Raw genomic sequence first — 23,788 nt, 5'->3', positions numbered from 1 at the left:
GGGTCACGCTGTCCGGGCCGTGCCCGTGCCCTTCTCCGCGTCCAGCGCGTACACGCAGCGGTCCTTGCTGCACGCGTACACCACCCCGTCGCGCACCAGCGGCGAGCCGGTGATCTCGCCGCCCGTGGCGAGCTTCCAGCGCAGCCGGCCGTCGTCGGCCTTGAGCGTGTAGAGGAGGTGGTCGGTGGAGCCGAAATGGATGCGGCCCTCGGCCACCGCGGGCGCGCCCACGATGTCGCCGCCCGCCTGGAAGCGCCACTTGGGCGTGCCGGTCACCGCGTCCAGCGTGTACAGGCCCTTGCCGCTGCCGACGTGGACGTGGCCGGCGACGACCAGGACCGGTTCGATGGAGGCGCGGGACTCGGTGGCGATGCGCCAGCGGTCGCGGCCGTCGGTGGCGTCGAGGGCGTACACCGTGCCGAGGTAGTCCGCCAGGTACACCCCGCCGCCGGCCACCGCCGGGCCCGGTACGAAGGCCGGCGGGGAGAGGAACACCGCGGGCGCCTCGAAGTGCCAGCGCACCATGCCGCTCGCCACGTCGACGGCGAGCACCCGGGTGCCGGCGCTGACGTAGACGTAGCCGTCGGGGGCCTGGGTGAGGCGCAGCGGGACGCCGCCGCAGGAGGCCGCGTCGCCGATGGGGTAGGACCAGCGTTCGTCGCCGGTGCGGGCGTCGAGGGCGCGCAGGCGGGCGTCCTGCCAGACGTAGACGGTGCCCTCGTGCAGGGCGGGGCCGGCCTCGGGCGACTCGAAGTCGCTCTGCACGCCGGTGATCTCCCACAGCTTCTGCCCGCCCGACGCCTCCCAGGCCTGGACGCCGCCGCCGCGGGTGCCGGTGACGACCGTGCCGCGCTCGGCCTTGAGGGAGTACACCCAGGCGTCGGTCTGCAGCCGCCACAGGTCGCTGCCCGTGCGGGCGTCGAGGGCGAAGAGGGTGGGGCCGTCGGAGGCGTGGACCCGGCCGTCGGCGACCGCCATCGACCAGGCGACGTCCCGGGTCTTGAAGCGGCGCCGGCCGGTGGCCACATCGAGGGCGTGCACCTCGAAGGAGGTGACGTAGACCAGGTCGTCGGCGACGGCCGGGGTGCCCCAGACGTCGTTCGACATGCGGAAACGCCACGGACGCCAGCCCGTCTGCTGCTGCTCGGCCGGCACCGGCGGCGGATTCGGTACGGCGGGGTCGGCGCCGCCCACGCCGGGGCGCGGCCTGGACCAGGAGGCGGCGAGGGCGGCCTCGGGCGCCGGCGCCTTGACCGCGGCGGCGCGCAGGTCGGCGACGCGGGGGCCGGGGCCGATCGGCACGGCGGCGCCGGCCAGGTGCACCGGGCCGGTGCCGGGCGCGCCCGCGGAGACCGGCGGCGCCGGGACGGCGGGCGCGTGCGGGGGCGGCGGCGGGATGGCGGGAGCGGCGCCCGGGCCGCCGTCGGAACCGCCGCGGCCGGCGCTGCGCGGGCCCGCCGGGGCCGGCTTGACGGGGGGACGGCCGCCACGGCGCGCCTCGATCAGGGCGACGGCCTTCTCCGGCAGCCAGGCCGAGGCCGTACCGCTGTCGTCGGAACCGGAGCCGAACAGATGCGGGGCGAGCTGGGCCTGGAGGTCGGCCGGGCTGGGGCGGCCGGCGGCCTCCATCTGCATGCAGGACTCGATCAGCGGGCGCAGCTCGTCGGGCAGGCCCTCCAGGTCGGGTCCCTCGCGCAGCAGCATGAAGACGGTCTCGACCGGGTTGGCGCCGTGGTAGGGCGGGTGGCCGGTGGCCGCGAAGACCAGGGTGGAGCCGAGGGAGAAGACGTCGCTGGCGCCGGTGACGCTGCGGGAGTCCTTGGCCTGCTCGGGGGACATGTAGGCGGGGGTGCCGACGGCGACGTTCGTCATCGTCAGACGTGTGTTCGACACGCCCGAGGCGATGCCGAAGTCGATCACCCGGGGGCCGTCCTCGACGACGAGGACGTTGGACGGCTTCAGGTCGCGGTGGACCAGGCCGGCGCCGTGGATGGACTGCAGCGCCTCGGCGACCCCGGCCGCCAGCCAGCGCACCGCCTGGGCGGGCAGCGGCCCGCAGTCGTTCACTATCTCCTCGAGGGAGGGCGCGGGCACGTACGCGGTGGCGAGCCACGGCACCGCGGCGCGCGGGTCGGCGTCGACGACGGCCGCCGTGTAGAAGCCGGAGACCGCGCGGGCCGCCTCGACCTCGCGCGTGAAGCGGACCCGGAACAGCTGGTCCTCGGCCAGCTCGGTGCGCACCGTCTTGATCGCCACCCGCCGGCCGGACGCCGAGCGCGCCAGATAGACCAGCCCCATGCCGCCGGCACCCAGCCGTCCCAGCACCTCGAACGGCCCGATCCGCCGAGGATCGTGCTGCGTCAGCTGATCCACCACTTGCCTGCCACCTCCCCGTACGAGCCGCATACCACCTGCTTGTGGACACGGCCGAAGTGCAGCGTCTCACCACCGCACCGCCATGGCGGGACGCACCCCGATTCTTCCTGTCCCGGGCAGCGGTTGCGAACCCGGGGACAGGAGGGGTGTCTCGCACCATTTCAGGACAGAAACGGCACTCCGGGGTCGGCTACGGCCGCTCCAGCAGCGCGAATGACGCGCCCTGGTCGTCCGTGACGACCGCCGCGGTGCCGTAGGACGTCGCAAACGGGTCCGCCTGCACCCGGCCGCCCAGCCGCTGCACCCGGCCGACGGCCTGCGCGCAGTCCCGCACCCGGAAGTGGACCAGGAAGTGCGGCGGCATCTCGGCGGGGAAGACGTCGGCGACCGGGGCGCGGCCGAAGAGAGGCTCGGCGTCGGGTCCGAAGAGGGCGTCGTGGAAGAGGTCGCCGTAGAAGGCGTCGGCGGCGGCGGTGTCGCGGGTGTACAGCTGCACCCAGGCGAAGGTGCCCTCGTCGTGGCGGCGGCCGAAGCCGTGGTGGCCGCCCGGCTGCCACAGGCCGAAGACGGCGCCCTCGGGGTCGGCGGCCAGGGCGGCCACGCCCAGCTCGCCGACCTCCAGCGGCGCGCTGACCACCTGTCCGCCCGCCGCCCGGACGCGGCGGGCGAGCGCCCCGGCGTCGGGGGTGGCGAAGTGGACGGTCCAGACGGTGGGCAGCCGCCCGTCGGTCTTGCGGGCGAGCGCGGCGACCGGTTCCCCGTCCAGGCGGGCCCACACCGAGTCGCCGTGGGCGGCCTCGAAGGACCACCCGAAAAGCTCACCGTAGAACCGCTTGCCCGCCTCCACGTCCGGCAGCTGGGCGTCCACCCAGCAGGGGGCGCCCTCTGGGTACGCGGATGCGCTGTTTTCGGCCATGCCGCCAAAGTAACGGGACCGCGCGCACCCCGCAGACCAGGCACACCAGCCTCCGCACCCCCGTGCACCCCATTTGCAGTCGGCCAAATCGCGCTCCGACACCCCCTCGGTAAGCTGACGGCATGACAGGACAAGTGCGTACCGTCGACGGCCGCGTGGCCGGCCGGCGAGGGCAGGCGACCCGCCAGAAGCTGCTCGACTGCCTCAGCGAGATGCTCAGCTCCTCTCCGTACCGGGACGTCAAGGTCATCGACGTGGCCCGCAAGGCGGGCACCTCGCCCGCGACGTTCTACCAGTACTTCCCGGACGTCGAAGGCGCCGTCCTGGAGCTCGCCGACCAAATGACCGCCGAGGGCGCCGTCTTGAGCGAGCTGGTGAAGGGCCGGTCGTGGGCCGGCAAGGCCGGCTGGCAGACCGCGCAGGAACTCGTCGACGGCTTCCTGGAGTTCTGGCGCCGCAACGACGCGATCCTGCGCGTGATCGATCTCGGCGCCGCGGAGGGCGACAAGCGGTTCAACAAGATCCGCGTGAAGATCCTCAACGCGGTGAACGGCTCCCTCGCGGAGTCGATCTCCGAGCTGCAGGCCAAGGGCCGGATCGACAAGGACGTGAACCCGGCGGCGATCGCCGGCGCGCTCGTCGCGATGCTCGCGGCGGTCGCCTCCCACCAGAAGGGTTCCACGGCGTGGGGCGTGAAGCTGGCCGAACTGAAGCCGAACGTCGCACTGTTGGTGCATCTGGGCGTCACCGGCAAGAAGCCGTCGCGGTAGGCGCGGCCCGCACGGCCCCGGCCCCAAGTCCTGTCTCACAGGCGGTGGTCCCCCCAGGCGGACCACCGCCTGCCGCATATCCGGCACCTCCGCGTCACGGAGCGGCCCCACGCCGGCCGGGGCGTCACCGCTACGCCGGCAGCGGGCGGTCCCTGACCACGTGCTTCATCACCAGCGTGGACGTCAGGCGCTGCACGCCCGGCAGGGTGGCCAGGCGGTCGTCGTACAGGCGCTGGTAGGCGGCGAGGTCCGCGGCGACCACCCGCAGCAGGTAGTCCGGCTCCCCGAACAGCCGCTGCGCCTCCACCACCTCCGGCACCTCCCCGAGGGCCCGCTCGAAGCCGGCGACCGTCTCCCGGTCCTCCTGCCGCATCGAGACGAAGACCAGTGCCTCGAAGGTCAGCCCGACCGCCGCCGGGTCCACCATCGCCCGGTATCCGCTGATCGCCCCCGACCGCTCCAGCTCGCGCAGCCGCCGATGGCACGGCGAGACGCTCAGCCGCACCCGCGCGGCCAGCTCGGTCACGGTCAGCCGCCCGTCCTGCTGAAGCTCTGCAAGGATCTTCCGGTCCACGTCGTCCATGAGGGAAATCTTCCCCCGGCGTACGAGGAAACCGGCAAACTTCGGGAACACTTTCGGGCGGATCGCGCCTAATGTCCCCGGTATGGACTCCGCAACCCTCCTCTCCTTCCTCGCCCTGGACTTCCTGCTGGTCTGCGTGCCGGGCGCCGACTGGGCGTACGCGATCGCCGCGGGCCTCGGCGGCCGCAGGGTGACCCTGGCCGTGGCCGGGCTGGTCGGCGGGTACGCGGTGCACACGGCGCTGGCGGCGGCGGGGCTCGCGGTGCTCGTGGCGGGCTCCCCGGCGCTGCTCACCGCCCTGACCGTGGTGGGCGCCGGGTACCTGGTGTGGCTGGGCTGGAACGTGCTGCGGCGGCCCGTGACGCCGGGGGCCGGGGAGTCGGTGGACGCGCAGAGCGGCCTGCGGGTCTTCGGCCGCGGCGCCGCGATCAGCGGCCTGAACCCCAAGGGGCTGCTGCTCTACCTCTCCGTGCTGCCCCAGTTCCTCACCCTGCGCGGCGACCGTCTGCCGGTGCCGGCGCAGACCGCCGTACTGGGCGTCCTGCACATGGCGTGCTGCGCCGCCGTCTATCTGGCGGTCGGCCTGCTGGCCCGCGCGGTGCTGGGCGCCCGGCCCGCCGCGGCCCGCGCGGTCACCCGGACGTCGGGCGCGGCGATGCTCGGCATCGGCGCGATCCTGCTGGTGGAGCGCCTGGCGACGCTGTAGGGCGGCCGTCCTCAGCCGGCGCCGGGGTCTGCCGGCACGCTCAGCAGCCGCCCCTCCACCGTCCCGATCACCAGCCGGCCGTCCCCGGCGGCGGTCAGGCAGGTCGGGGTGTAGGTGTGCCCTCCCAGGGTGAGGGGCTGACGCCGTACGACCGTGCCGTCCGTGGCGCGCAGGGTGAGCAGCTCCCGGTCGCCGGTGACCGCGTACAGCTGGCCGTCCTCGACGTCGACGCCCGTCACCAGGGTGTCGAAGCGCTGCGCCCAGAGCAGGTCGCCGCCCGGGAAGGCGCGGCGTACCAGGTGGCTGTTCCCGTGGACCGTGCAGGCGTGCACGAGTCCCGGCCCGGCCGTGTCGTCGACGTACACGGCGGGCCCCGCGTACAGGTACGGACCGAGCATGCCGTCCCAGGACAGCGGGAAAAGCCGCTCGACACCGGCCGGGGAGAGCCGGACGACCCACTTGTCCAGGTGTTCCGTGCGGGTGCCCTCCGCGCCGTAGCCGCGCAGGACCAGCAGATGCGGCGAGCGGCGCACCCGCATCTCGAACGAACCGTCCCTCTCCCCCAGCGGCAGCTCCGCCAGGCGCCGCCCACCCGGGGTGTACACGACGCTGTCGTACGGCGGCCAGCGCGGGCCGGGGAAGATGTCGCGGGAGTCGCGGGCCACCCAGGCGCCGTCGGCGCGCCAGGCGAGGGAGACGGGGAAGTCGAGCTTGTGCTCGGCCAGTTGGCTGCCGTCGGTGAGCGAGAGGCGGCGCAGGAAGGTCGTCGGGTTGCCGCTGTCGCCGTAGCGGATCGTCACCCAGGCGCTCTCCTCGTCCGGGGAGACGTACAGATGGCCGCCGTTGCGGTGGAAAGACTCCTCCGGCTCCGGCACCGACCACAGCAGGGTGCCCTCCGGCGACCAGCACTCCAGCAGGGTCCCGGTGAGCAGGGCCGCGAGCACCCGGCCGTCGCGCAGCGACTCGACGAGGGCCACGCCGAAGCGGTGGCTCCAGGCGCGGCCGTGCTCGGCGGCGAGGGCGGCGAGGTACTGCCGCGGGTGCCTGATCTCGGGGCCCTTCATCCGGCTCCAGTCGATCACGGCCTGCGCGCGCGGCCAGCCGAGCGGCGCCGCGAGGTCCTCGGCGCGCACACCGCACCAGTCGTCGCGTACGACGGTGGCGCGGGTGTGGGTGTTCTCCCCCGGGTCCCCGAAGTCGACGACGGGTTCGGCGAAGACCACCTCCAGCCGCCGGGCGTCCCGCCAGCGCAGATGGACGACCCCGGCGCCGGCGACGGTCATGCCGGTCCGGCGGCGCGCCCCGGGCTCGTACAGGTACAGCCCGCCCCGGCGCTCGAACTCGTCCCCGGCCTCCGTGCCGACCGCGAGGACCGGAAGCCGCGGGTGGAAGACGAGTGTCTCGACGCCCTCGTCCAGCAGGAGCTGGTCCCACAGAGCCAGATCGGCCGTCCGGTACACGACGACACGGCCGTGACCGGCGCGGTGGGTCGCGTGGCAACTGACCGCGAGCCAGCGGCCGTCGGCGCTGACGGCGGTGGTGTAGGGGTGACCGATCTCGGGGAACGGGTCGTCGGGTATCAGGCGCATCCGGCCGAGGCTACCGCCCGGTGATCGTCGCGCTCCGGCCATACTTCCGCTCATGGCAACCCAACTGCACGAGCTGCTGAGGTCACTTCGGGTGTGGGACCCGGAGGTGACCCGGCTGCCGCCCCTCGACCCGGACGCCGTCCCCGCCGACCCGCTCGCCCTCTTCGAGGAGTGGTTCGCGGACGCGGTGGCGGCCGGGCAGCCGGAGCCGCACACCATGGCGCTGGCCACCGCGGACGCGCAGGGCCGCCCGGACGTGCGGATCGTCATGCTGCACGGCGCCGACGCCGACGGCTGGGCCTTCGCCACCCACGCCGTCAGCCACAAGGGACGCCAGCTCGCCGCACGGCCGTATGCCGCCCTCTGCTTCTACTGGCCGGTGCTGGGACGGCAGGTGCGGGTGCGCGGGCCGGTCACCGTGGCGCCGCCCGCGCAGGCGCGGGCCGACCTGCACGCCCGCTCCACGGGAGCGCTGGCGGCCGCGCTCACCGGACGGCAGAGCGAACCGCTGGAGTCCGTCGAGGAGTTGCGCCGCGTGTCGCAGGCCGCGTGGGACCGGGCCCGGCAGGACCCGGACGCCCAGGCGCCGACGTGGACGCTGTACCGGCTGCGGCCCGAGGAGGTGGAGTTCTTCCAGGGGGACGAGGCCCGGCGGCATGTGCGGGTGGTGTACCGGCGGGAGGGCGGGGGCGAGTGGGTCAGGGGGTTGCTGTGGCCCTGACGTCGGGGGGCGGGGTGCCTGGGGGCGGGGTCTGGGCGGGCGAGGGCTGCGCGGGGGTGAACTCCCATACCGTGAAGTCGGCGACCGGGCGGTAGCCGATCCGCTGGTAGAGGGCGTTGCTGGTGGGGTTGGCCAGGTCGGTGAAGAGCAGCACCTCGTCGGCGCCGGCGGTGAGCGCGGCCCGGCTGACCTCGGCGGTGACCGCGCCCCCGTAGCCGCGACCGCGCAGGCCGGCCGGGGTGTAGACGGGGGCCACCCGGACCTGTCCGGCGACCAGGCGGGTCACACCGGCCATGGCGAGGGGGGTGCCGTCCGGGCTCTCCCAGAGGGTGACGCCGCCGTAGGCGATCCGTGCGTCGGCCCAGGCCCCGGCGTCGGTCGGCACGGATTCGCCGACCGCCTCCGCGAACTCGGCGAACCAGCCGGCGATCAGGGCGCGGTCGCCGGCGGTGACGACGCGGGGGCCTCCGGGCGGTGCCGGGTGCGGCGCCGCCAACGCGGCCAGCCGGTACAGGCGTTGCCGCTTGCCGACCTCGCCCGTCGCGCCGGTGTGCCGTCGCCAGCTCGCCGCGAACGCCGCCGCCGTGTCCTCGTCGGCGGTGACGCCGGGCGTGGCGTACCCCTCGGCCGCCAGGTGCGCGGCGAGCGCGTCGGCGTCCGGCCCCGAGAGGGCGGTGACGCTCAGGGGCCACGGCGGTGTGTGGACGAAGACCGCCTCCACCGTGCCGGCCCGTTCCAGGGCGCCGAAGACGGGGTCGCCGGCGCCGAAGGCGTGCAGGCCCCGGTGAAGCAGCGCGTCGGTCACGCTCAGGGCGAGGGTGTGGGCGGCGGGCCGCGAGTGCAGGAAGGTTCCGGCGCGGGTGAGGAACGCGTCGAGGTCGCGGGTGATCCACCAGGCGCTCACGCGTGTGCCTCCTGGGAGTCGGGGTCGGCCTTGGCGCCGCCGTCGGGCCCGGGGTCCGTGGCGAGGCGGGCGTGCAGGTGGCAGTCGCGGAAGGCGTCACGGCGGCCCGCCTCCCACATCGCGCCGCGCAGCGTCCCCTCGTAACGGAAACCGCAGCGTTCGGCGACCTTGCAGGAGACGTCGTGACCCACGGCGTGGTCCAGTTCGAGGCGGTGCAGGGCGAGATCGGTGAACGCCCAGCGGGTGGCGACCGCCAGGGCACGGGTGGCGATGCCGCGGCCGCGGGCCTCCGGGAGGACCCAGTAGCCGACGGTGGCGGAGCGCATGGCCCGGTCGATGCGGCTGACGCCGATGTGGCCCAGCGGGGTGCCGGTGTCCGCGTCCTCCACGCAGAACGCCACGCCGGTGCCGGCGTCGGCCGCGTCGGCCTTGGCACGGAGGGTGGCGCGGGCGTCGGCGAGGGTCGCGATCGGGCGCAGCGGGGTGTTCCAGCGCTGGAACTCCGGGTCGGAGCAGCCGCGGAGGAATGTCTCGACGTCGGCGTCCGAGGCGGGGTCCCAGCGGCGGAGGCGGAGGTCGGGGGCGGGTGGCGCGGGTGTCATTCGGTCATTGAACAGGAGGGGGCGGGGCGGGGGGTGGGGAATTTTTTTGGCGGGGGCGGGTCGTGTTTCGACTGCGGGTGCGTTGTGGCTGGTCGCTGTTGCCTGCGGCGCCGGGTCGTGTTTCGTCTGCGGCTTTCGTTGTGGCTGGTCGCGCAGTTCCCCGCGCCCCTTGAATGCCTGCGGCGGCCCGTCGCTGTCGCGTCGTGGCGCGCGTAGCGCCTACCGGCGGTTTGTGAGTCGGGGCCGGGGTGGGGGGTGTCCGTCCTCGGTCCGGCCGCCCGTTTCCGACGAACGTGCCGTTGCCCGGTGCCGGCCGCTGCGGGCGGACACCCCCCACCCCGTCCCCTTCCCGCCGTCGGCGGGTGCGGGGACGCCGTGGCGCGCGCCTTCCCGCGGCTCAGGCGTGATCAATTCGCAACCGATTCCGGTCTTGACCGAGACCCATCAAACGCGTGCGTGATTACGCTCGCGCTCATGGTCGACTCCCCCACGCCCCCGCGCCCCGCGACCCCGGCCGACCGCCCCGTCTACGTCGTCGGCGGCGGCCCCGGTGGCCTGTCCGTGGCGTACGCGTTGCGGGCCCGGGGTCTGCGGGCCGTCGTGCTGGAGCGGTCGGACCGGGTCGGCGCGTCCTGGCGCGGCCACTACGACCGGCTCCACCTGCACACCACCCGCCGCCTGTCCGCCCTGCCGGGGCTGCCGATGCCGCGCCGGTTCGGGCGCTGGGTGGCCCGGGACGACGTGGTGCGGTACCTGGAGAAGTACGCCGAGCACCACGAGTTGGAGATCGTCACCGGTGTCGAGGTGTCGCGCATCGACCGCGCACCCGACGGCTGGCTGCTGCACGCCACCGGCGGCCGGGAGCTGACCGGGGCCGCGGTGGTCGTCGCCACCGGCTTCAACCACACGCCGTACCTCCCCGACTGGCCGGGACGTGACACGTACACCGGTGACTTCCTGCACGCCTCCCACTACCGCAACGCCGCACCGTACGCCGGCCGTGACGTCCTCGTCGTCGGCGTCGGCAACACCGGCGCGGAGATCGCCGTCGACCTGGTGGAGGGCGGCGCCGCACGGGTACGGCTCGCGGTGCGCACCGCCCCGCACATCGTGCGCCGTTCGACCGCGGGCTGGGCCGCCCAGTACACCGGTGTCCTGGTACGGCGGCTGCCGGTGCGCCTGGTGGACGCGCTCGCCCGGCCCCTGGCCCGGGTCAGCGTGCCCGACCTGTCCGCCCACGGTCTGCCCCGCCCCGGCACCGGCCTGTACAGCAGGGTCACCGAGGGCGCCATCCCGGTGCAGGACGTCGGCCTCATCGACGCCGTCCGCAAGAAGCGGGTGGAGATCGTGGCGGCCGTGGAAGGCTTCGAGTCCGGCAAGGTGCTGCTCGCCGACGGCACCCGCATCGAGCCGGACACCGTAATCGCCGCCACCGGCTACACCCGCGGCCTGGAAAGCCTCGTCGGCCACCTGGACGTACTGAACGAAGACGGCCGCCCCACCGTCCACGGCCCCCGCACCCCCCACAGCGCACCGGGCCTGTACTTCACGGGTTTCACCAACCCCATCAGCGGCATGCTCCGCGAACTGTCCCTGGACGCCGGGAAGATAGCCAAGGCCATCACCCGGACCAGCGGCCCCGACGTCTCCCGACTGCCCCTCTGACGACCACGGCGTCCCCGCACTCGCCGACGGCGGGAAGGGGACGGGGTGGGGGGTGTCCGCCCGCAGCGGCCGGCACCGGGCAACGGTGCGCTCGTCGGAAACGGGCGGCCGGACCGAGGACGGACACCCCCCACCCCGGCCCCGACTCACAAACCGGCCGTAGGCGCGACGCACGCCACGACGCAACAGCGACGGGCCGCCGCAGGCATATAAGGGGCGCGGGGAACTGCGCGACCAGCCACAACGAAAGCCGCAGACAAACGACGACCCAGCGCCGCAGGCCCCCGCGACCAGCCACAACGAAAGCCGCAGCCGAAACACGACCCACCCCCCAACCCCCTCAAGCCGCCACAGGCACCGACCCCCCACCCCGAATGACCAACGCCATCAACGCAGCCACCGCACACAACGCCCCCGCCGCGTACCACACCACGTCATAGCTCCCGAAGACGTCCCGGGCCACTCCCCCCAGCCCCGCCACCACAGCCGCACCCACCTGGTGAGAGGCAAGCACCCACCCGAAGACGATCGCGCTGTCCTCCCCGTACCGCTCCCGGCACAGAGCCAGCGTCGGCGGCACCGTGGCCACCCAGTCCAGCCCGTAGAAGACGATGAAGAAGATCATCGGCGGATGCACGCTCGGCGCCAGCAGCATCGGCAGGAACAGCAGCGACACCCCCCGCAGCGCGTAGTACACCGCCAGCAGCCTCCGCGGCGAGAAGCGATCCGTGAACCAGCCGGAGGCCACCGTGCCGACGACGTCGAACACACCGATCACCGCGAGCAGCGACGCCGCGGCGGTCACCGGCATCCCGTGGTCGTGCGCCGCAGGCACGAAGTGGGTCTGGACCAGCCCGTTCGTGGAGGCGCCGCAGATCGCGAACGTCCCGGCCAGCAGCCAGAACGGCCCGGTGCGCACCGCGGAGAACAGCACGCCCAGCGTGCGCCGCGCCGCGCCCGTCACGGGTGCGGGCTTGGGCACGAACGCGGCCGCGCCGTACGGCTTCGCGCCCACGTCGGCCGGGTGGTCGCGCAGCAGCAGCCAGACGAACGGGACGACGGCGAGCGCGGCGAGGGAGACGGTGACGGCGGCCGGCCGCCAGTCCTGGTTGCGCTCCAGCATCCAGGACAGCAGCGGCAGGAAGATCAGCTGCCCGGACGCGGACCCGGCCGTGAGGATGCCGCTGACCAGTCCGCGCCGCTCGGTGAACCAGCGGTTGGTGACGGTCGCCGCGAACGCCAGCGCCATCGAGCCGGAGCCGAGGCCGACCAGCAGGCCCCAGCACAGCCAGAGTTGCCAGGCCGCCGTCATCCACACGGTCAGGCCCGAGCCGATCGCGATCACGGTCAGCGCGGCGGCGACCACGCGGCGGATGCCGAAACGGTCCATCAGCGCGGCGGCGAAGGGCGCGGTGAGGCCGTACAGGGCGAGGTTGAGGGAGACGGCGGCGCCGATCGTGCCGCGTGACCAGCCGAACTCCGCGTGCAGCGGGTCGATCAGCAGTCCGGGCAGGGAGCGGAAGGCGGCCGCTCCGACGATCGTCACGAAGGTGACCGCGGCGACGAACCACGCGCGGTGGATGCGTGGCCGCCGGACGGGCTCCTGCGGGGCGGTGGGTGCTTCGGTCGTCTGCGTCACGACGTAGAGCTTCCCGGGTGGGCGAACGCCGAGCGAGTGGCCCGGAGGACAGCATTCGCTAGGATCGGGCCATGGACTCAGCCGACCCCGCCGACGGTTTCCGTCCGCACCGCGTCGTCGTTCTGGCCCTCGACGGGATCCTCCCCTTCGAACTCGGCATCCCGCACCGCATCTTCGGCCGCCCCAAGGACAACCTGGGGCGGCCCCTGTACGAGGTGGTGACGTGCTCGGTGCGCCCGCCGGGCCCGGTGGAGACGGACGCCGACTTCAGCGTGTACGTCCCACACGGCCCCGAGGCGCTGGCCGGGGCCGACACGGTGATCGTCCCGGCGTCGTACGAACTCGGTCCGCTGTACGACGAAGGGGTGCTCACCGACGAACTGGCCGCCGCGCTCGCCCTGGTCCGCCCCGGCACCCGGCTCGCCTCCATCTGCACCGGTGTGTACGTCCTGGCCGCGGCCGGCTGTCTGGACGGCCGCCCGGCGACCACGCACTGGGCCGACGCCGAGCGCTTCCAGCGGCTGTTCCCGAAGATCGAGGTGGACGCGGACGTGCTGTTCATCGACGACGGTGACGTGCTCACCTCGGCCGGGGTGGCCGCCGGGATCGACCTGTGCCTGCACATGGTGCGCCGCGACCACGGCACGGCCGTCGCCAACGACGTGGCCCGCCGCACGGTCGTACCGCCGCACCGCGACGGCGGCCAGGCGCAGTACATCGACCGGCCGGTGCCCGACCCGCAGCAGGCGACCACGACCGCGGCGCGGGCCTGGGCGCTGGGACGGCTGCACGAGCCGATCCAGCTGCGGGACATGGCCGCGCAGGAGTCGATGTCGGTACGCACCTTCACCCGCCGCTTCCGCGAGGAGACCGGCGTCAGCCCCGGCCAGTGGCTGACCCAGCAGCGCGTGGAGCGCGCCCGGCACCTGCTGGAGTGCACCGATCTGACCGTCGACCAGGTCGCCCGGGACGCCGGCTTCGGCACGGCCCAGTCGATGCGGCAGCACCTGCAGACGGCGCTCGGCGTCACCCCCGCCACGTATCGCCGCACCTTCCGCGCCGCGGGCGGCGGCACCGACCGGGGCGAGGTCGGCGCCCTGGGCTGACCGGGCGGCGGCGGCGCTCGCCGGGCGAGGTTGCGGGTGAGCATGGTGCCGCCTGTGGAAAAACTCGAACGGATCGCACCATTCCCCCTGCGGTGAACGGGAGTTGGCGGTGCGCCGTGTACTCGCGGGGTGCTGTGCGACCCCGGCGCGGTGGCGGCTCGCGCCGGGGTCGCGGCCGGAAACGGGAGCGCGAGTCGGGAACGGGAGCGCGAGTCGGGAAAAGTTGTCCACAGGCTGTGGACAAGAAAGTGCCGCTTCGTGCGGCCGACGGCGCGCGGCTGCCCGCCCCGAGCACGGCACCGCGCACCGTCGGCCGGTTCCGGCGCACCCGCCCCGGCTCCCTCGCCCTGAGCCCCTCGGGGGAACCGCCGCCGAACCGGACGACCCGCACTCGCCGAGGACGCCCGTCACCGGCGCCCTCGCCGTCCCCTCACAGCGGATCGCTGCCCACAAGCGTGATCAAACGGACACGCATCGTCAACACCGCGAAGGAGAAATATTACTTACGCCCCCTTTGTCACCGGCGCGCACGGAAGCACACCCCGGGCGCACGGCAACTCTCCGGGGTTCGCACAGCAGGGCGGGGCCGCAGCGCGGCGCGCGGCTCACCACACCCCGGCCCGCCGGTCAGACCGCCTCGAACGCCAGCCCCTCGTACGGCGTCACCAGGCTGCCGCAGACGCTTGTGGCGTCCTGTGTGGCGCTGCACCGGTCCAGTTCGCACCAGATGCGCTTGCCCGCGCCCTCACGGCTCCAGCCCCACCGGTCGGCGAGCCCGTCGACGAGGGCCAGGCCCCGGCCGCCGGTGGCGTCGCCGTCCACGCAGCGCGGCACGGGGGCGTGGTCACTGGAGTCGGCCACCTCCAGCCGCACCGTCGCCGACTCGGCCGCGACGCCCGGCAGGCAGAGCCGCAGCACGGCCGGATGGCCGGTGTGCACCACGGCGTTGGTGACCAGTTCGGACACGAGCAGGATGAGCGTCTCGGCGAGGGGTTCGTCGGCCGCTATCCCCGAACCGGCGAGCCGCGAGCGGGCCCACCGCCTGGCCCTCCCGACCTCCGTGGGGTCGGGCCGGATCTCCAGCTGCACTTGAAGCACCTGCACCGCTCACACCATCCGAACCGGCGGACACATGGCCGCGCGCCACGCGAGCACCACGACGACGAGGGCCACGATCGTAGCCATTTTCTGCATGGCCAGGACAATGGCCGGAGCCTGGATCACGGAACGTGAAACCCTTATGCCACAGCCTGGTTGACGTACCGTCACCCCAACAAGCGCTTCGGGCATATTCCAGCGCGAAGGAGTACCCGTGCGGCATACTGTGCGACGCTCGTCGGGGGGAGTCGAACAGGCACCACCGGCATGGCTCGTACCGGGAACCACTCGCATCCCACACAAGGTACCGGAGCCACCCGTCGACTCCGGGCCGTGACGACCCCCTCCGAGGACACAACCCGGTATCGACGCTCCGTGACACCGCATTGCCACGATCCGCGACATCTTTGGCCATGGCTCAGCGCTGTACGGGCCGTCCAACTCCCGTGCGCCGTGCGGCCGGTGCTACTGCGGCACCGTGAACCAGCGGGCGAACGCGGCCACGCTCTCCGCCTCGCCGACCTTGCCGTCGCCGTCCGCGTCCAGCGCGGCGGCCGCGGCCCCGGCCCGCTCCCCCGCCACACCCAGGACGCGCAGCACGCGCGCGGTGTCGGCCACGGTGGCGAAGCCGTCGCCATCGGTGCCGGCCACGGCGAGGGCCGCGTGCAGGAAGGGGCGGGCGATCTCGGCGAACCGCTCGGGGTTGTCGCGCAGCCGCTTGACCGCGCAGGTGACGAACTCCTCGCGGGTGATGCGCTGGTCTCCGTCCCGGTCGGCCATCGCGGCCATGCCCTGCCAGAAGGCCTCGGCGCCGGCGTACAGCGCCTGCCCCTTGTCGGAGCGGGCCGCCGTGCCGAACTCCGCGAGCAGCGCCTTCGCGGCGGCGCCGAAGTCCTCGCGGTCGATCCAGCCGTTGCCGTCCTGGTCGAAGGTGGCGAACCGGGCGGCGATCTCACGCTCGTACTCGCTGCTGACCATCTCTTCTTCGGCCGCCTTACGTCGGGGGTGATGCTTCCGGCATGCGAGCGTACGACGCACGAACGAGCGCGGAAGGGAGGTGACGGCGGCTGTACCGAGACCGGCGGAGAACCGGGACAACACTGTGGCAATCGGTGTGAAACGACTCACAGCTCAGGCGGAGAGCGGCTCCTCGCCGACGGCGTCCTCGAGGTCGGCGTACACGTCGAACAGGCGGCGCACGCCGAGGGCTCCGAGGACCCGGTTCACATGGGAGCCTCCCCCGATGTCGAGTTCGCCCGGCCGGGAGGCGCTCCCGTCCGCGCCCTGCGCCGGCAGCACCAGCCGCAGGCCGCCCTGGCACGAGCGCAGCAGACGCCGGGCGGCGATGAGGACTCCGACGCCGCTGGAGTCGCAGAACTGCACCCGGGACAGGTCGAGGACGAGGCTGTGCCGGCCCTCGGCCACCACGTCGTGCACCCGCTGCCGCAGCACCGGCGCCGTGACCAGGTCCAGCTCGCCCGACACCTGGAGCACGGCCCACGCCCCTTGCTCCGAGCCGGTCACCGTGAACGTCACCACCACGCCCCTCGCTCGCCAAACGGAAGGAGTTCTTACGCTTCCTCGCAGCGCGGCTGCCCAGCGGCGTTTCCCTGAAACTTGCCCTTGAAAACGGGCCGCGATCAGATTCGGCTTGTTTCAGTCGGATTCAATCTGATTTCGATACTGTTCGATCGGGTGCCACGGTGTTCCGGGGTCGACCCCTCCGGGTAAGCGCCCTAGCACGCACGGCCCCGAGGGGGGCGCACATTGGCACAAAGGGGCGTGCGCTGTCAGACGTGCCGACTACATTCGAGGGGTCGGTGGGCGCACGCTGAAGACGGGCACGGGCAGGGTGAGGGGGCCGTATGGCGAAGAAGGACGCACCGCCCCGCTGGGACCGCAAGATGCAGCAGCGGCTCGCACGCGGGGAGGCGGCAGCCCTCGGCGAGCTCTACGACCGCTTCGCCTCCCTCGTGCACGGGCTCGCGCACCGCGTCCTGGGCGACGAGCGGGCCGCCGACGGCGTGACCCGCGAGGTCTTCGCGCATGTCTGGGAACACCCCGACAGCTACGACCCGAAGAGCGGCCCGCTGCGCACCTGGGTGGCCGACCTCACCCGCCGCATGGCCGTGCAGCGGCTGCGGGCCACCGAGACCGCGGCGCTGGCCCACGGCGCGCCCGGCTCCCCCGACGAACTGGAGCGCAAGGTGCGGCACGCCGCGGTCGCCGCCCGCGCCGACTACATCGTGCAGGCCATGCCGGCCCCGCTGCGCGCCGCCCTGGAACTGGCCTACTTCCAGCGCCGCGACTACCGCCAGACCGCGGCCGACCTCGGCGTCACCGAGGACGAGGCCCGCCGCCGGCTCCGCCTCGGCCTGCAACTGCTGTCCACGGCCCACGACGCCGGCACGCCCGGCGCACCACCGCAGTACGGGGGTGCGGCGTGAACGACGCGGAGGGCCTCGCGTCCTACGACGACGACCGGGGCCTGCCCGGGGCCGCCGACGACGGGGAGGGCCGGGAGACGGCCTACGGCACGGACGCGATGACCGGCGGCCGGGTCGATCCGGAGCTGTGTGGCACGGACGTCTGGGGGGACATTCCGGTGCAGGGCGGGAGCGGTGGGGAGTTCATGGAGCCCGGGAGTCCCGCGCGGTCCGGGGATTCCACGGAGTCCGGGGACGCGGTGGGGCCCGGGGAGTCCCGGCAGGGGGCTTTCGGCGAGGCGTACGGCTCCGGTGGCGGCGGACACGGTGGTGACGCCGGTGGTCCCGGCGGCCCCCGCGGTCCCGAAGGCCCCGGCCGGCCCGGGGACGGGGACGGCGGCTCAGGGGCGTCCGATCCCGGGCAGCCGCCGCGGATACCCCTGCCCCGCGCGGCCGTCGAGGACAGCGGGCAGCCGCTGCCCGACCCGCCGCCGGCGCCCCGGCCGCCGGCCCTGCCGCACCCGGTGCTGAAGTCGCTGCTCGGGGCGTGGGCGCTGGCCGCCTGCTCACCGGAGGAGACCGCGGCCGTCGAGGAGCACCTGGGCGACTGCGGAACCTGCGCCGTCGAGGCGCGGCGGCTGCGCGAGGCCGTCGGCCTGCTCCAGCGTTCCGAGAGCCTCGACCTCGACCCCGGCCTGCGCACCCGGGTCCTCCAGGGCTGCCTGGACCGGCGGCCGCCGCGCATCCCCGTGCCGGAGTGGGCGGGCGCGTACGACGCCGAGACCGCGCGGCTGGACGCGCTGCTGCAGGACTTCGGCGACGCCGAGTGGCACGCGCCCGTACGGCTGCGCTGGTTCGAGTCCGACGCGACCACCACCCGCCGTACCACCGTCGCCGGGGTGATCGCGCATCTGCTGGCCGTCGACGGACTGGTCGCGGTGGCGCTCGGCCTCGACGACCCGCTCGCGGAGGCGACCCCGCGGGCTCCGACGCCCGAGGAGCGCACGGAGGCGTACTGGCGGGCCTCCCGCTTCCCGCCCAGCCGCTCGGTGCGCGGACCATGGCGCGAGCAGAGTCACGAGCTGGTGCGCACCGTGTCGTTCACGGGCAGCACGGCCGGACTGCTCCAAGTGCCCTACGGCGAGGGCGAACTGCCCCTGCGGGACGCCATGCTGGACCGTGCCTTCGAGTGCTGGGTGCACGCCGGTGACATCGCCGACGCGGTGGACTACCCCTACGACCCGCCCGCGCCCCGGCACTTGAACAGCATGATCGACCTGGCCGCGCGGATGCTGCCGCAGGCCCTGGCGGCGCGCCGGCGGCCGGGACCGGCCGCGCCCGGCGCGATTCGCCACCTCGTGCCCGCCGGACGGCCGGGCCGCAGCCTGCGGCTGGAGATCGAGGGCTCGGGCGGGGGCGAGTGGCTGATCCCGCTGGACTCACCGGCGGCGATGGCCTCCGCGGAGCACGAGGTGGCCCATGTCGCCCTGGACGACGTGGAGTTCTGCCAGCTGGCGGCGGGCCACGTGTCTCCTGCGGAGGCTGCGGCAGGGCAGGTGGGTGACCGGGAGGCGATCAGGGACGTGCTGTTCGCCGTCGCGGGGCTGAGCCGGATGTAGGGGTGGGGGCGGGTTCGTGGGCGAGTGCGGGCCGAAGGTGGCTGGTCCCCCATCACTGCCCGCAGCCGCGTGAGCCGAGAAGCCCCGCCTGCCTAGGCGAAGACGACCGTCCGCCGGCCGTTCAGCAGGATGCGGCGTTCGGCGTGCCACTTCACGGCCCGCGCCAGCGCCTGGCATTCCACGTCGCGGCCGATCGCCACCAGCTGGTCCGGCGTGACGTCGTGGCCGACGCGTTCGACTTCCTGCTCGATGATCGGGCCCTCGTCGAGGTCCGCCGTGACGTAGTGCGCGGTCGCGCCGATAAGCTTCACGCCGCGTGCGTGCGCCTGGTGGTACGGCTTGGCGCCCTTGAAGCTCGGCAGGAAGGAGTGGTGGATGTTGATGATCCGCCCGGAGAGCTGCTTGCACAGGTCGTCGGAGAGCACCTGCATGTAGCGGGCGAGGACGACCAGCTCGACCTTCTCCTCGCGGACGATCTCCAGCAGCCTGGCCTCGGCGTCCGCCTTGGTGTCCTTCGTCACCGGGATGTGGTGGAAGGGGATGTTGTAGGAGCCCACCAGCTCGGCGAACTCGGTGTGGTTGGAGACCACCGCCGCGATCTCCACCGGCAGCGCCCCGATCCGGGCGCGGAAGAGCAGGTCGTTCAGGCAGTGCCCGAACTTGCTGACCATGAGGACGATGCGCATCTTCTGGTCGGCGCGGTTGATCTGCCAGTCCATGCGGAAGGAGTCACCGATCGCCGCGAAGCTGGCGCGCAGCTTGTCCACCGTCACCGGCGCCTCCGCCGAGAAGTGGACGCGCATGAAGAACAGACCCGTGTCGTGGTCGCCGAACTGCTGGCTGTCCTCGATGTTGCACCCGGTCATGAACAGGTAGCTGGACACCGCGTGCACGATGCCCTTCTTGTCCGGGCAGGACAGGGTGAGGACATACTGGTCGGCCTGGTCGGCGGCGGGCACGGACTGATCGGTCATGCGTCACAGGATCTCATGCCCGGCCCCGCGCGCGGTGCGGTCGTCCGCTACGCGGACCGGGCCAGGAGGTGCAGCACCTCCAGCGTGCGCGGCGGCGCGTCGGGGTCGTCGCCGTCGCTCGTGGCCATCCGCACATGCGCGTCCCGCGCCGCGCGCACCGCCTCCGGCCACTCCGGGTGCTCCATGTACGTGGCGACCGGGGCGTCCGGGCCGACCTGGTGCATGATCCGCAGCACGCGCAGCACCGCGGAGTCGACGAGCGCCGCCTCCTGCGAGTCGCGGAAGATCGTGCCGACGTACTTCTCGGCGGACCAGTGGTCCAGCCAGGTGTCCTCGACCAGGCGGTACACGGCGTCCGTGACGTCGCCGTAGCCGTCCGCGCCGGCCAGCCAGACGTCGCGCTGGAACCCCTGGTCGGAGAGCATGTGCAGCGCGGAGCGCACATTGCTGCGCCAGCGCCACCACGGCATGTCGTTGTGTGGCATGCCGCCCATGGTGCTGGAGCGACGGCCGCGACGGGAAGACTTCTCCGAACCTTGCACGGTCATCGATCGTACGTTCCCTTCCCGGGCCACCCTGCCGGCCCCTCGTAATTCACCTGCATGTCACCGTCCGTTGACCCTGGGTCACTCCCCGGTTGGTGATGTGGGGGAATCGTGCGTGTGCATGACCGGCAGGCGACGCACGCGAAGCACCGTCCTCCCCCTGACCACCCGGCCTCTGACCAGAGCCGCCACGACGGCGGCGGCCACGGTGGCGTGTGCGTCGCTGGCCGCCGGCTGCGGGATCATCCCCGGTGCCACGGGGGGCTCCGGGGGCGATCCCGTCACTGTCATGACCTGGGCGCCGATGGACACCACGGCGACCAACAAGCCCGGTATGCCGGCCTTCGCCGAGGCCTACGCCCGCTGGATCAACGCCCACGGCGGCATCAACGGCCGCCGGCTGAAGGTGCTGACCTGCAACGAGCACAACGACACCGTGGGCGCCGCCCAGTGCGCCCGGCGCGCGGTCAACGAGCACGCCGTCGCGGTCGTCGGTTCCTACAGCCAGTACTCCGACTCCTACTTCCCGCCGCTGGAGAGCGCCGGCATCCCCTACCTCGGCGGCTACGGCGTCACCACCGCCGAGTTCACCAGCCCGCTGTCGTACCCGGTCAACGGCGGCCAGCCGGTGCTGCTCGCCGGCCTCGGGCGGGAGCTCGCCGCGCGCTGCGGCCGCGTGGCGCTGGTCCGCCCCGACACCATCGCGGGCGACGAACTGCCCTCGCTGCTCGACGCCGGGCTGAAGGCGGGCGGCCACGCGGACGCCGGGGACCTGGTGGCCGACGAGGACGCGACCGAGTACGAGGCGCAGTCGGCGCAGGCGCTGGAACGCGCCGCCCGGGACTCCGGGAAGAAGGGGTGCGTGGTGCCGGCCCTCGGCGACCGCACCGGCACCTTCATGGACTCCTTCCGCCGGGCCCGGGCGGGGTATCCCGAGGTGGGGGCGGCCACGGTGATGGGCAGCGTCGACCAGACCGCCGTCGACGCCTCGGGCGGGAAGACCGGGCCGTACGAGGGGTCGTACATCACCGGCTGGTACCCGGTGTCGACCGATCCGCGCTGGGACGGGTTGAAGCAGGTCATCAGCGAGCAGGCGTTCACCGACAACCGCATCGATCCGGCCGACGCCGGGGTGCAGACGACGTACATCGCCTACACCGCCTTCCGCGAGGTCGTTCAGTCCCTCGGCGGTGGCGAGGTGACCGCCGACACCGTCCGGCACGCCCTCGACGACGGTGTGCGGGTCACCACGGGCGGGCTGACGCCGACGCTGAGCTGGCCGTTCGCGGGCAAGCTCGCCCCCGTCGGCTTCCCGCGCCTGGTCAACACCGACGTCACCCTGCAGGTCGCCCGGGACGGCCGGCTGGTCGCGGCCCGCAAGGGCTTCGTCGACGTGACGGACACCCTCAAGAACGCGCACCTGAACTGAACCGCGCCGGGGCGGCCACGGTCCCGGCGCGGTTCACCGCCGGCGGCTACAGCTGGCCCGCCTGACGCTGGGTCAGCCCGTACTGCTGTGCGATCGCGTTCCACAGCTGGGCGGCTTTCTGCTTCTGCGCGCTGGCGGTTCCGCTGGCCCGGTTGCCGGCCTGGGCCTGCGGGGTGCCGGCGGCCTTGCCCTTGTGGCACAGCTTCTTGTTGCCGGCGACCTGGTCGGCCCACGCCGCGTAGTGGCTGTCGGCCGACGCGGACGCCTGCCAGGCGCTCTTGAGGGCGCCGGTCAGCGCGGCGTTGTTCGGCAGCTTGTCCACCGGCACCGTCGCCAGCCGGGTCACCAGGCCGGTGCGCTGCTGGGCGGCGTCGCGCAGGTTCTTCGCGGCCGGGCCCAGATTGCGGCAGCCCTTGACGTCGGCGACCGCCGCGATCACCGCGGCGCGGCTGCTGCCGCTGTCGGCGAGCAGCTGGTCCAGGGCGACCGCCTGCTGCTTCGCCGGGTCGGCGGCGGGCGAGGCGGAGGCGGCGGAGGAGGAGGTCGCGGTGGGGGCCGTCGCGGAGACGTTCGCCGGCGCGTCGGCCTTGGCGTCGTCGGAGCCGCCGGAGCCGAGCAGCGCGCCCGCGCCGATGCCGACGACGGCGATGCCGACGCCGATCGCGGCGAACAGCGGCAGCCGCGAACCCGAACGGCCGCCGCCGCTCCGGTCCGCGCCGCCGTCGTCCTCCCGCGCGCCGCGCCGGCCGGCGGACGGCGGCACATACCCGGGCCGGGGCGCGCCGGGGCGGTCGGTGCCGATCTGGGGCAGCTGCTGGGTGGCCCCCGCCGGGGCGGCGGCCGGCTCGTCGCGGAACAGCCCCGCGAACTCCGCGGGCGGCTGCCGGTCGCCGTATCCCGGCATCCCGCCGGGCTGCGCCGCGACCGGCGGGATGTACTGGGTGGCCTGCGCGTCGGGGTCGGCGGCGGGCGGCAGCGGGCCGGAGCCGGGCTGCGGCCCGGCGTGCTGCGGGGCGCGGCCGAGGAAGCGGGTGGCGTCCGCCGGCGACTCGGGCGGCAGCGCGCCGGGGCCGACGGGAGGGATGTAGCGGGTCGCCGCGTCGTCCGCGGACTGCGCGGCGACGGGCGGGATGTACTGCGTCGCCGCATCGCCCGCACCGCCCGGGGCCACCGGCGGCAGGTACTGGGTCGCGCCGTCGTCGGCGGGCGGCAGGGGGGCTCCGGCGGGAGGCAGCGGGGCGCCGTGGGCGGGCGGCAGGGCGCCGCCGTACCCGGGCGCGGGAGCTCCGGCGGGGGGCAGCGGCGCACCCTGGCCGTGAGCGGAGGCCGCCCCTGCGGCCGGGGGAAGCTGCCCGGGGGGCGTCTGCTGACCGGGGGCGGGCTGCTGCCCGGGGGCCGTGTGCTGCCCGGGGGCCGTGTGCTGCCCGGGGGCCGTGTGCTGCCCGGGGGCGGGCGCGCTTCCATAGCCGCCCGCGTCGCCGCCGGCCTGCGGATGCGCGCCGGGGCCCGTCGGCTGCCCGGGCATCGGGGAGCCGGTGTGCCGGCCGTTGGGTATGCCGGGGTTCGCGTGCTGCCCGCCGGGCGTCGCGGGGCCGTAGCCGCCGGAGTGCGGCTGGGGGGCGCCGTAGGCGTCGTGCGGGGCGGGTGGGGTGTACGGCGGCGGGGTGCCCTCGGCGGGCAGCGGGCCCGCGCCGCTCTGGCCGGCCGGGGGCCACTGCTGGGCGCCGGACCACCCCTGGTCCGGCGCCGGGGCGGGGCCGGGCTGCTGCCCGGGACCCCACGGGTCGCCCCAGGCCTGCCCGCCCGCCGGAGCGGCGGCGCCCTGGCCGCCGTACTGCGCGCCGGGTGCGCCACCGGGCTGCGGGGCGTTCTGGTACGGCCCCGGCTGCCGGTCCGCGCCGTGCGGCCCACCGGCATAAGGACCGTCGCCGTACGGACCACCGGCGTACGGACCCCCGGCGTACGGTCCCCCGGCGGGGTTCCCGGCGTACGGGCCCTGCGCGGGGCCGCTCATCCCCGGCAGCACGGGCTCGCCGCCGTCGGAGGGCAGCACGATGCCTTCGCGCGCGGGCTGCGCCGAGGGCTCCTCGCCCTGTCCACTCTGCGTCACCGGGACTCCT

The 23,788-nt window shown here is 74.2% G+C and carries 21 protein-coding genes; 8 read left to right on the top strand and 13 right to left on the bottom strand.

The features are described from left to right. Positions 1–3: 3 nt before the first annotated feature. Together afsK and kbpA are read right to left on the bottom strand one after the other, a co-directional pair. Positions 4–2,376 carry a protein serine/threonine kinase AfsK gene (gene afsK / locus AC0B9F_RS19205; RefSeq protein WP_472004082.1) on the bottom strand — a complete coding sequence of 791 codons (2,373 nt, stop codon included), beginning with the start codon at positions 2,374–2,376 and terminating at the stop codon, positions 4–6. Between the two features lie 190 nt (positions 2,377–2,566). Beyond that, complete coding sequence (kbpA, locus tag AC0B9F_RS19200; RefSeq protein ID WP_472004081.1) at positions 2,567–3,292, bottom strand: AfsK-binding protein KbpA; 726 nt, start codon at positions 3,290–3,292, stop codon at positions 2,567–2,569. 134 nt (positions 3,293–3,426) lie between these two features. On the opposite strand from kbpA, the gene AC0B9F_RS19195 reads away from it, so the two are divergent. After that, the gene (locus AC0B9F_RS19195; protein ID WP_472004568.1) at positions 3,427–4,062 is read left to right on the top strand and encodes a TetR family transcriptional regulator; all 636 of its coding nucleotides are present in this window, start codon (positions 3,427–3,429) and stop codon (positions 4,060–4,062) included. 130 nt (positions 4,063–4,192) lie between these two features. On the opposite strand, the gene AC0B9F_RS19190 is transcribed toward AC0B9F_RS19195, so the two are convergent. After that, on the bottom strand, positions 4,193–4,645 hold the full coding sequence (locus AC0B9F_RS19190) for an Lrp/AsnC family transcriptional regulator (protein WP_472004079.1): 453 nt from the start codon (positions 4,643–4,645) through the stop codon (positions 4,193–4,195). Positions 4,646–4,727: 82 nt separating this feature from the next. On the opposite strand from AC0B9F_RS19190, the gene AC0B9F_RS19185 reads away from it, so the two are divergent. Continuing rightward, positions 4,728–5,351 carry a LysE family translocator gene (locus tag AC0B9F_RS19185; RefSeq protein ID WP_472004077.1) on the top strand — a complete coding sequence of 208 codons (624 nt, stop codon included), beginning with the start codon at positions 4,728–4,730 and terminating at the stop codon, positions 5,349–5,351. Between the two features lie 11 nt (positions 5,352–5,362). On the opposite strand, the gene AC0B9F_RS19180 is transcribed toward AC0B9F_RS19185, so the two are convergent. Then, positions 5,363–6,940, bottom strand: a complete 1,578-nt coding sequence (locus tag AC0B9F_RS19180; RefSeq protein ID WP_472004075.1) for a PQQ-binding-like beta-propeller repeat protein — start codon at positions 6,938–6,940, stop codon at positions 5,363–5,365. Between the two features lie 52 nt (positions 6,941–6,992). Here AC0B9F_RS19180 and AC0B9F_RS19175 point away from each other — a divergent pair, with 52 nt between their 5' ends. Next, on the top strand, positions 6,993–7,661 hold the full coding sequence (locus AC0B9F_RS19175) for a pyridoxine/pyridoxamine 5'-phosphate oxidase (protein WP_472004073.1): 669 nt from the start codon (positions 6,993–6,995) through the stop codon (positions 7,659–7,661). Here AC0B9F_RS19175 and AC0B9F_RS19170 read toward each other — a convergent pair. After that, on the bottom strand, positions 7,639–8,565 hold the full coding sequence (locus AC0B9F_RS19170) for a GNAT family N-acetyltransferase (RefSeq protein WP_472004071.1): 927 nt from the start codon (positions 8,563–8,565) through the stop codon (positions 7,639–7,641). The two genes, AC0B9F_RS19175 and AC0B9F_RS19170, sit on opposite strands and share 23 nt — an antisense overlap. Then, the gene (locus AC0B9F_RS19165; RefSeq protein ID WP_472004069.1) at positions 8,562–9,167 is read right to left on the bottom strand and encodes a GNAT family N-acetyltransferase; all 606 of its coding nucleotides are present in this window, start codon (positions 9,165–9,167) and stop codon (positions 8,562–8,564) included. Before AC0B9F_RS19165 ends, AC0B9F_RS19170 begins: the two co-directional genes overlap by 4 nt. Before the next feature lie 474 nt (positions 9,168–9,641). Here AC0B9F_RS19165 and AC0B9F_RS19160 point away from each other — a divergent pair, with 474 nt between their 5' ends. Next, on the top strand, positions 9,642–10,832 hold the full coding sequence (locus AC0B9F_RS19160; RefSeq protein ID WP_472004067.1) for a flavin-containing monooxygenase: 1,191 nt from the start codon (positions 9,642–9,644) through the stop codon (positions 10,830–10,832). Between the two features lie 340 nt (positions 10,833–11,172). Here AC0B9F_RS19160 and AC0B9F_RS19155 read toward each other — a convergent pair whose 3' ends face one another. Beyond that, positions 11,173–12,471 carry an MFS transporter gene (locus AC0B9F_RS19155; protein WP_472004066.1) on the bottom strand — a complete coding sequence of 433 codons (1,299 nt, stop codon included), beginning with the start codon at positions 12,469–12,471 and terminating at the stop codon, positions 11,173–11,175. Between the two features lie 71 nt (positions 12,472–12,542). Here AC0B9F_RS19155 and AC0B9F_RS19150 point away from each other — a divergent pair, with 71 nt between their 5' ends. Further along, positions 12,543–13,577 carry a GlxA family transcriptional regulator gene (locus tag AC0B9F_RS19150; protein WP_472004064.1) on the top strand — a complete coding sequence of 345 codons (1,035 nt, stop codon included), beginning with the start codon at positions 12,543–12,545 and terminating at the stop codon, positions 13,575–13,577. 627 nt (positions 13,578–14,204) lie between these two features. Here the strand turns inward: AC0B9F_RS19150 and AC0B9F_RS19145 are convergent. The 3 genes from AC0B9F_RS19145 to AC0B9F_RS19135 all read right to left on the bottom strand — a co-directional run bounded on the left by AC0B9F_RS19145 (position 14,205) and on the right by AC0B9F_RS19135 (position 16,217). After that, complete coding sequence (locus AC0B9F_RS19145; protein WP_472004062.1) at positions 14,205–14,681, bottom strand: ATP-binding protein; 477 nt, start codon at positions 14,679–14,681, stop codon at positions 14,205–14,207. Positions 14,682–15,140: 459 nt separating this feature from the next. After that, positions 15,141–15,653, bottom strand: a complete 513-nt coding sequence (locus tag AC0B9F_RS19140; protein WP_472004060.1) for an EF-hand domain-containing protein — start codon at positions 15,651–15,653, stop codon at positions 15,141–15,143. Positions 15,654–15,806: 153 nt separating this feature from the next. Continuing rightward, positions 15,807–16,217, bottom strand: a complete 411-nt coding sequence (locus AC0B9F_RS19135; RefSeq protein ID WP_472004059.1) for an STAS domain-containing protein — start codon at positions 16,215–16,217, stop codon at positions 15,807–15,809. A gap of 323 nt (positions 16,218–16,540) precedes the next feature. Here AC0B9F_RS19135 and AC0B9F_RS19130 point away from each other — a divergent pair, with 323 nt between their 5' ends. Together AC0B9F_RS19130 and AC0B9F_RS19125 are read left to right on the top strand one after the other, a co-directional pair. Beyond that, positions 16,541–17,122, top strand: a complete 582-nt coding sequence (locus AC0B9F_RS19130) for a sigma-70 family RNA polymerase sigma factor (protein WP_472004057.1) — start codon at positions 16,541–16,543, stop codon at positions 17,120–17,122. 185 nt (positions 17,123–17,307) lie between these two features. Then, on the top strand, positions 17,308–18,720 hold the full coding sequence (locus AC0B9F_RS19125; protein WP_472004566.1) for a maleylpyruvate isomerase N-terminal domain-containing protein: 1,413 nt from the start codon (positions 17,308–17,310) through the stop codon (positions 18,718–18,720). Between the two features lie 92 nt (positions 18,721–18,812). On the opposite strand, the gene purU is transcribed toward AC0B9F_RS19125, so the two are convergent. Together purU and AC0B9F_RS19115 are read right to left on the bottom strand one after the other, a co-directional pair. Next, positions 18,813–19,694 (bottom strand): formyltetrahydrofolate deformylase, encoded by an 882-nt coding sequence (gene purU / locus AC0B9F_RS19120; RefSeq protein ID WP_472004055.1) that lies wholly within the window; start codon positions 19,692–19,694, stop codon positions 18,813–18,815. Between the two features lie 47 nt (positions 19,695–19,741). Continuing rightward, on the bottom strand, positions 19,742–20,242 hold the full coding sequence (locus AC0B9F_RS19115) for an SCO4402 family protein (RefSeq protein ID WP_472004053.1): 501 nt from the start codon (positions 20,240–20,242) through the stop codon (positions 19,742–19,744). A 118-nt stretch (positions 20,243–20,360) separates the two neighbouring features. Here AC0B9F_RS19115 and AC0B9F_RS19110 point away from each other — a divergent pair, with 118 nt between their 5' ends. Continuing rightward, positions 20,361–21,668 carry an ABC transporter substrate-binding protein gene (locus AC0B9F_RS19110; protein ID WP_472004051.1) on the top strand — a complete coding sequence of 436 codons (1,308 nt, stop codon included), beginning with the start codon at positions 20,361–20,363 and terminating at the stop codon, positions 21,666–21,668. A 46-nt stretch (positions 21,669–21,714) separates the two neighbouring features. Here the strand turns inward: AC0B9F_RS19110 and AC0B9F_RS19105 are convergent, their stop codons facing one another. Further along, complete coding sequence (locus AC0B9F_RS19105) at positions 21,715–23,778, bottom strand: hypothetical protein (RefSeq protein ID WP_472004049.1); 2,064 nt, start codon at positions 23,776–23,778, stop codon at positions 21,715–21,717. Positions 23,779–23,788 lie beyond the last annotated feature (10 nt).

Source organism: Streptomyces sp. NPDC097129, assembly GCF_055668065.1.
The sequence above is the reverse complement of the archived record's forward strand: the minus strand, read 5'-3'. Positions and strand labels throughout refer to the sequence as shown.

Bases quoted from the DNA above. Each gene is read 5' to 3' on its own strand.
- kbpA (WP_472004081.1), bottom strand. From the start codon at position 3,292: ATGGCCGAAAACAGCGCATCCGCGTACCCAGAGGGCGCCCCCTGCTGG.
- AC0B9F_RS19190 (WP_472004079.1), bottom strand. From the start codon at position 4,645: ATGGACGACGTGGACCGGAAGATCCTTGCAGAGCTTCAGCAGGACGGG.
- AC0B9F_RS19185 (WP_472004077.1), top strand. From the start codon at position 4,728: ATGGACTCCGCAACCCTCCTCTCCTTCCTCGCCCTGGACTTCCTGCTG.
- AC0B9F_RS19180 (WP_472004075.1), bottom strand. From the start codon at position 6,940: ATGCGCCTGATACCCGACGACCCGTTCCCCGAGATCGGTCACCCCTAC.
- AC0B9F_RS19175 (WP_472004073.1), top strand. From the start codon at position 6,993: ATGGCAACCCAACTGCACGAGCTGCTGAGGTCACTTCGGGTGTGGGAC.
- AC0B9F_RS19165 (WP_472004069.1), bottom strand. From the start codon at position 9,167: ATGACACCCGCGCCACCCGCCCCCGACCTCCGCCTCCGCCGCTGGGAC.
- AC0B9F_RS19160 (WP_472004067.1), top strand. From the start codon at position 9,642: ATGGTCGACTCCCCCACGCCCCCGCGCCCCGCGACCCCGGCCGACCGC.
- AC0B9F_RS19150 (WP_472004064.1), top strand. From the start codon at position 12,543: ATGGACTCAGCCGACCCCGCCGACGGTTTCCGTCCGCACCGCGTCGTC.
- AC0B9F_RS19140 (WP_472004060.1), bottom strand. From the start codon at position 15,653: ATGGTCAGCAGCGAGTACGAGCGTGAGATCGCCGCCCGGTTCGCCACC.
- AC0B9F_RS19130 (WP_472004057.1), top strand. From the start codon at position 16,541: ATGGCGAAGAAGGACGCACCGCCCCGCTGGGACCGCAAGATGCAGCAG.
- AC0B9F_RS19125 (WP_472004566.1), top strand. From the start codon at position 17,308: ATGGAGCCCGGGAGTCCCGCGCGGTCCGGGGATTCCACGGAGTCCGGG.
- purU (WP_472004055.1), bottom strand. From the start codon at position 19,694: ATGACCGATCAGTCCGTGCCCGCCGCCGACCAGGCCGACCAGTATGTC.
- AC0B9F_RS19115 (WP_472004053.1), bottom strand. From the start codon at position 20,242: ATGACCGTGCAAGGTTCGGAGAAGTCTTCCCGTCGCGGCCGTCGCTCC.
- AC0B9F_RS19110 (WP_472004051.1), top strand. From the start codon at position 20,361: ATGACCGGCAGGCGACGCACGCGAAGCACCGTCCTCCCCCTGACCACC.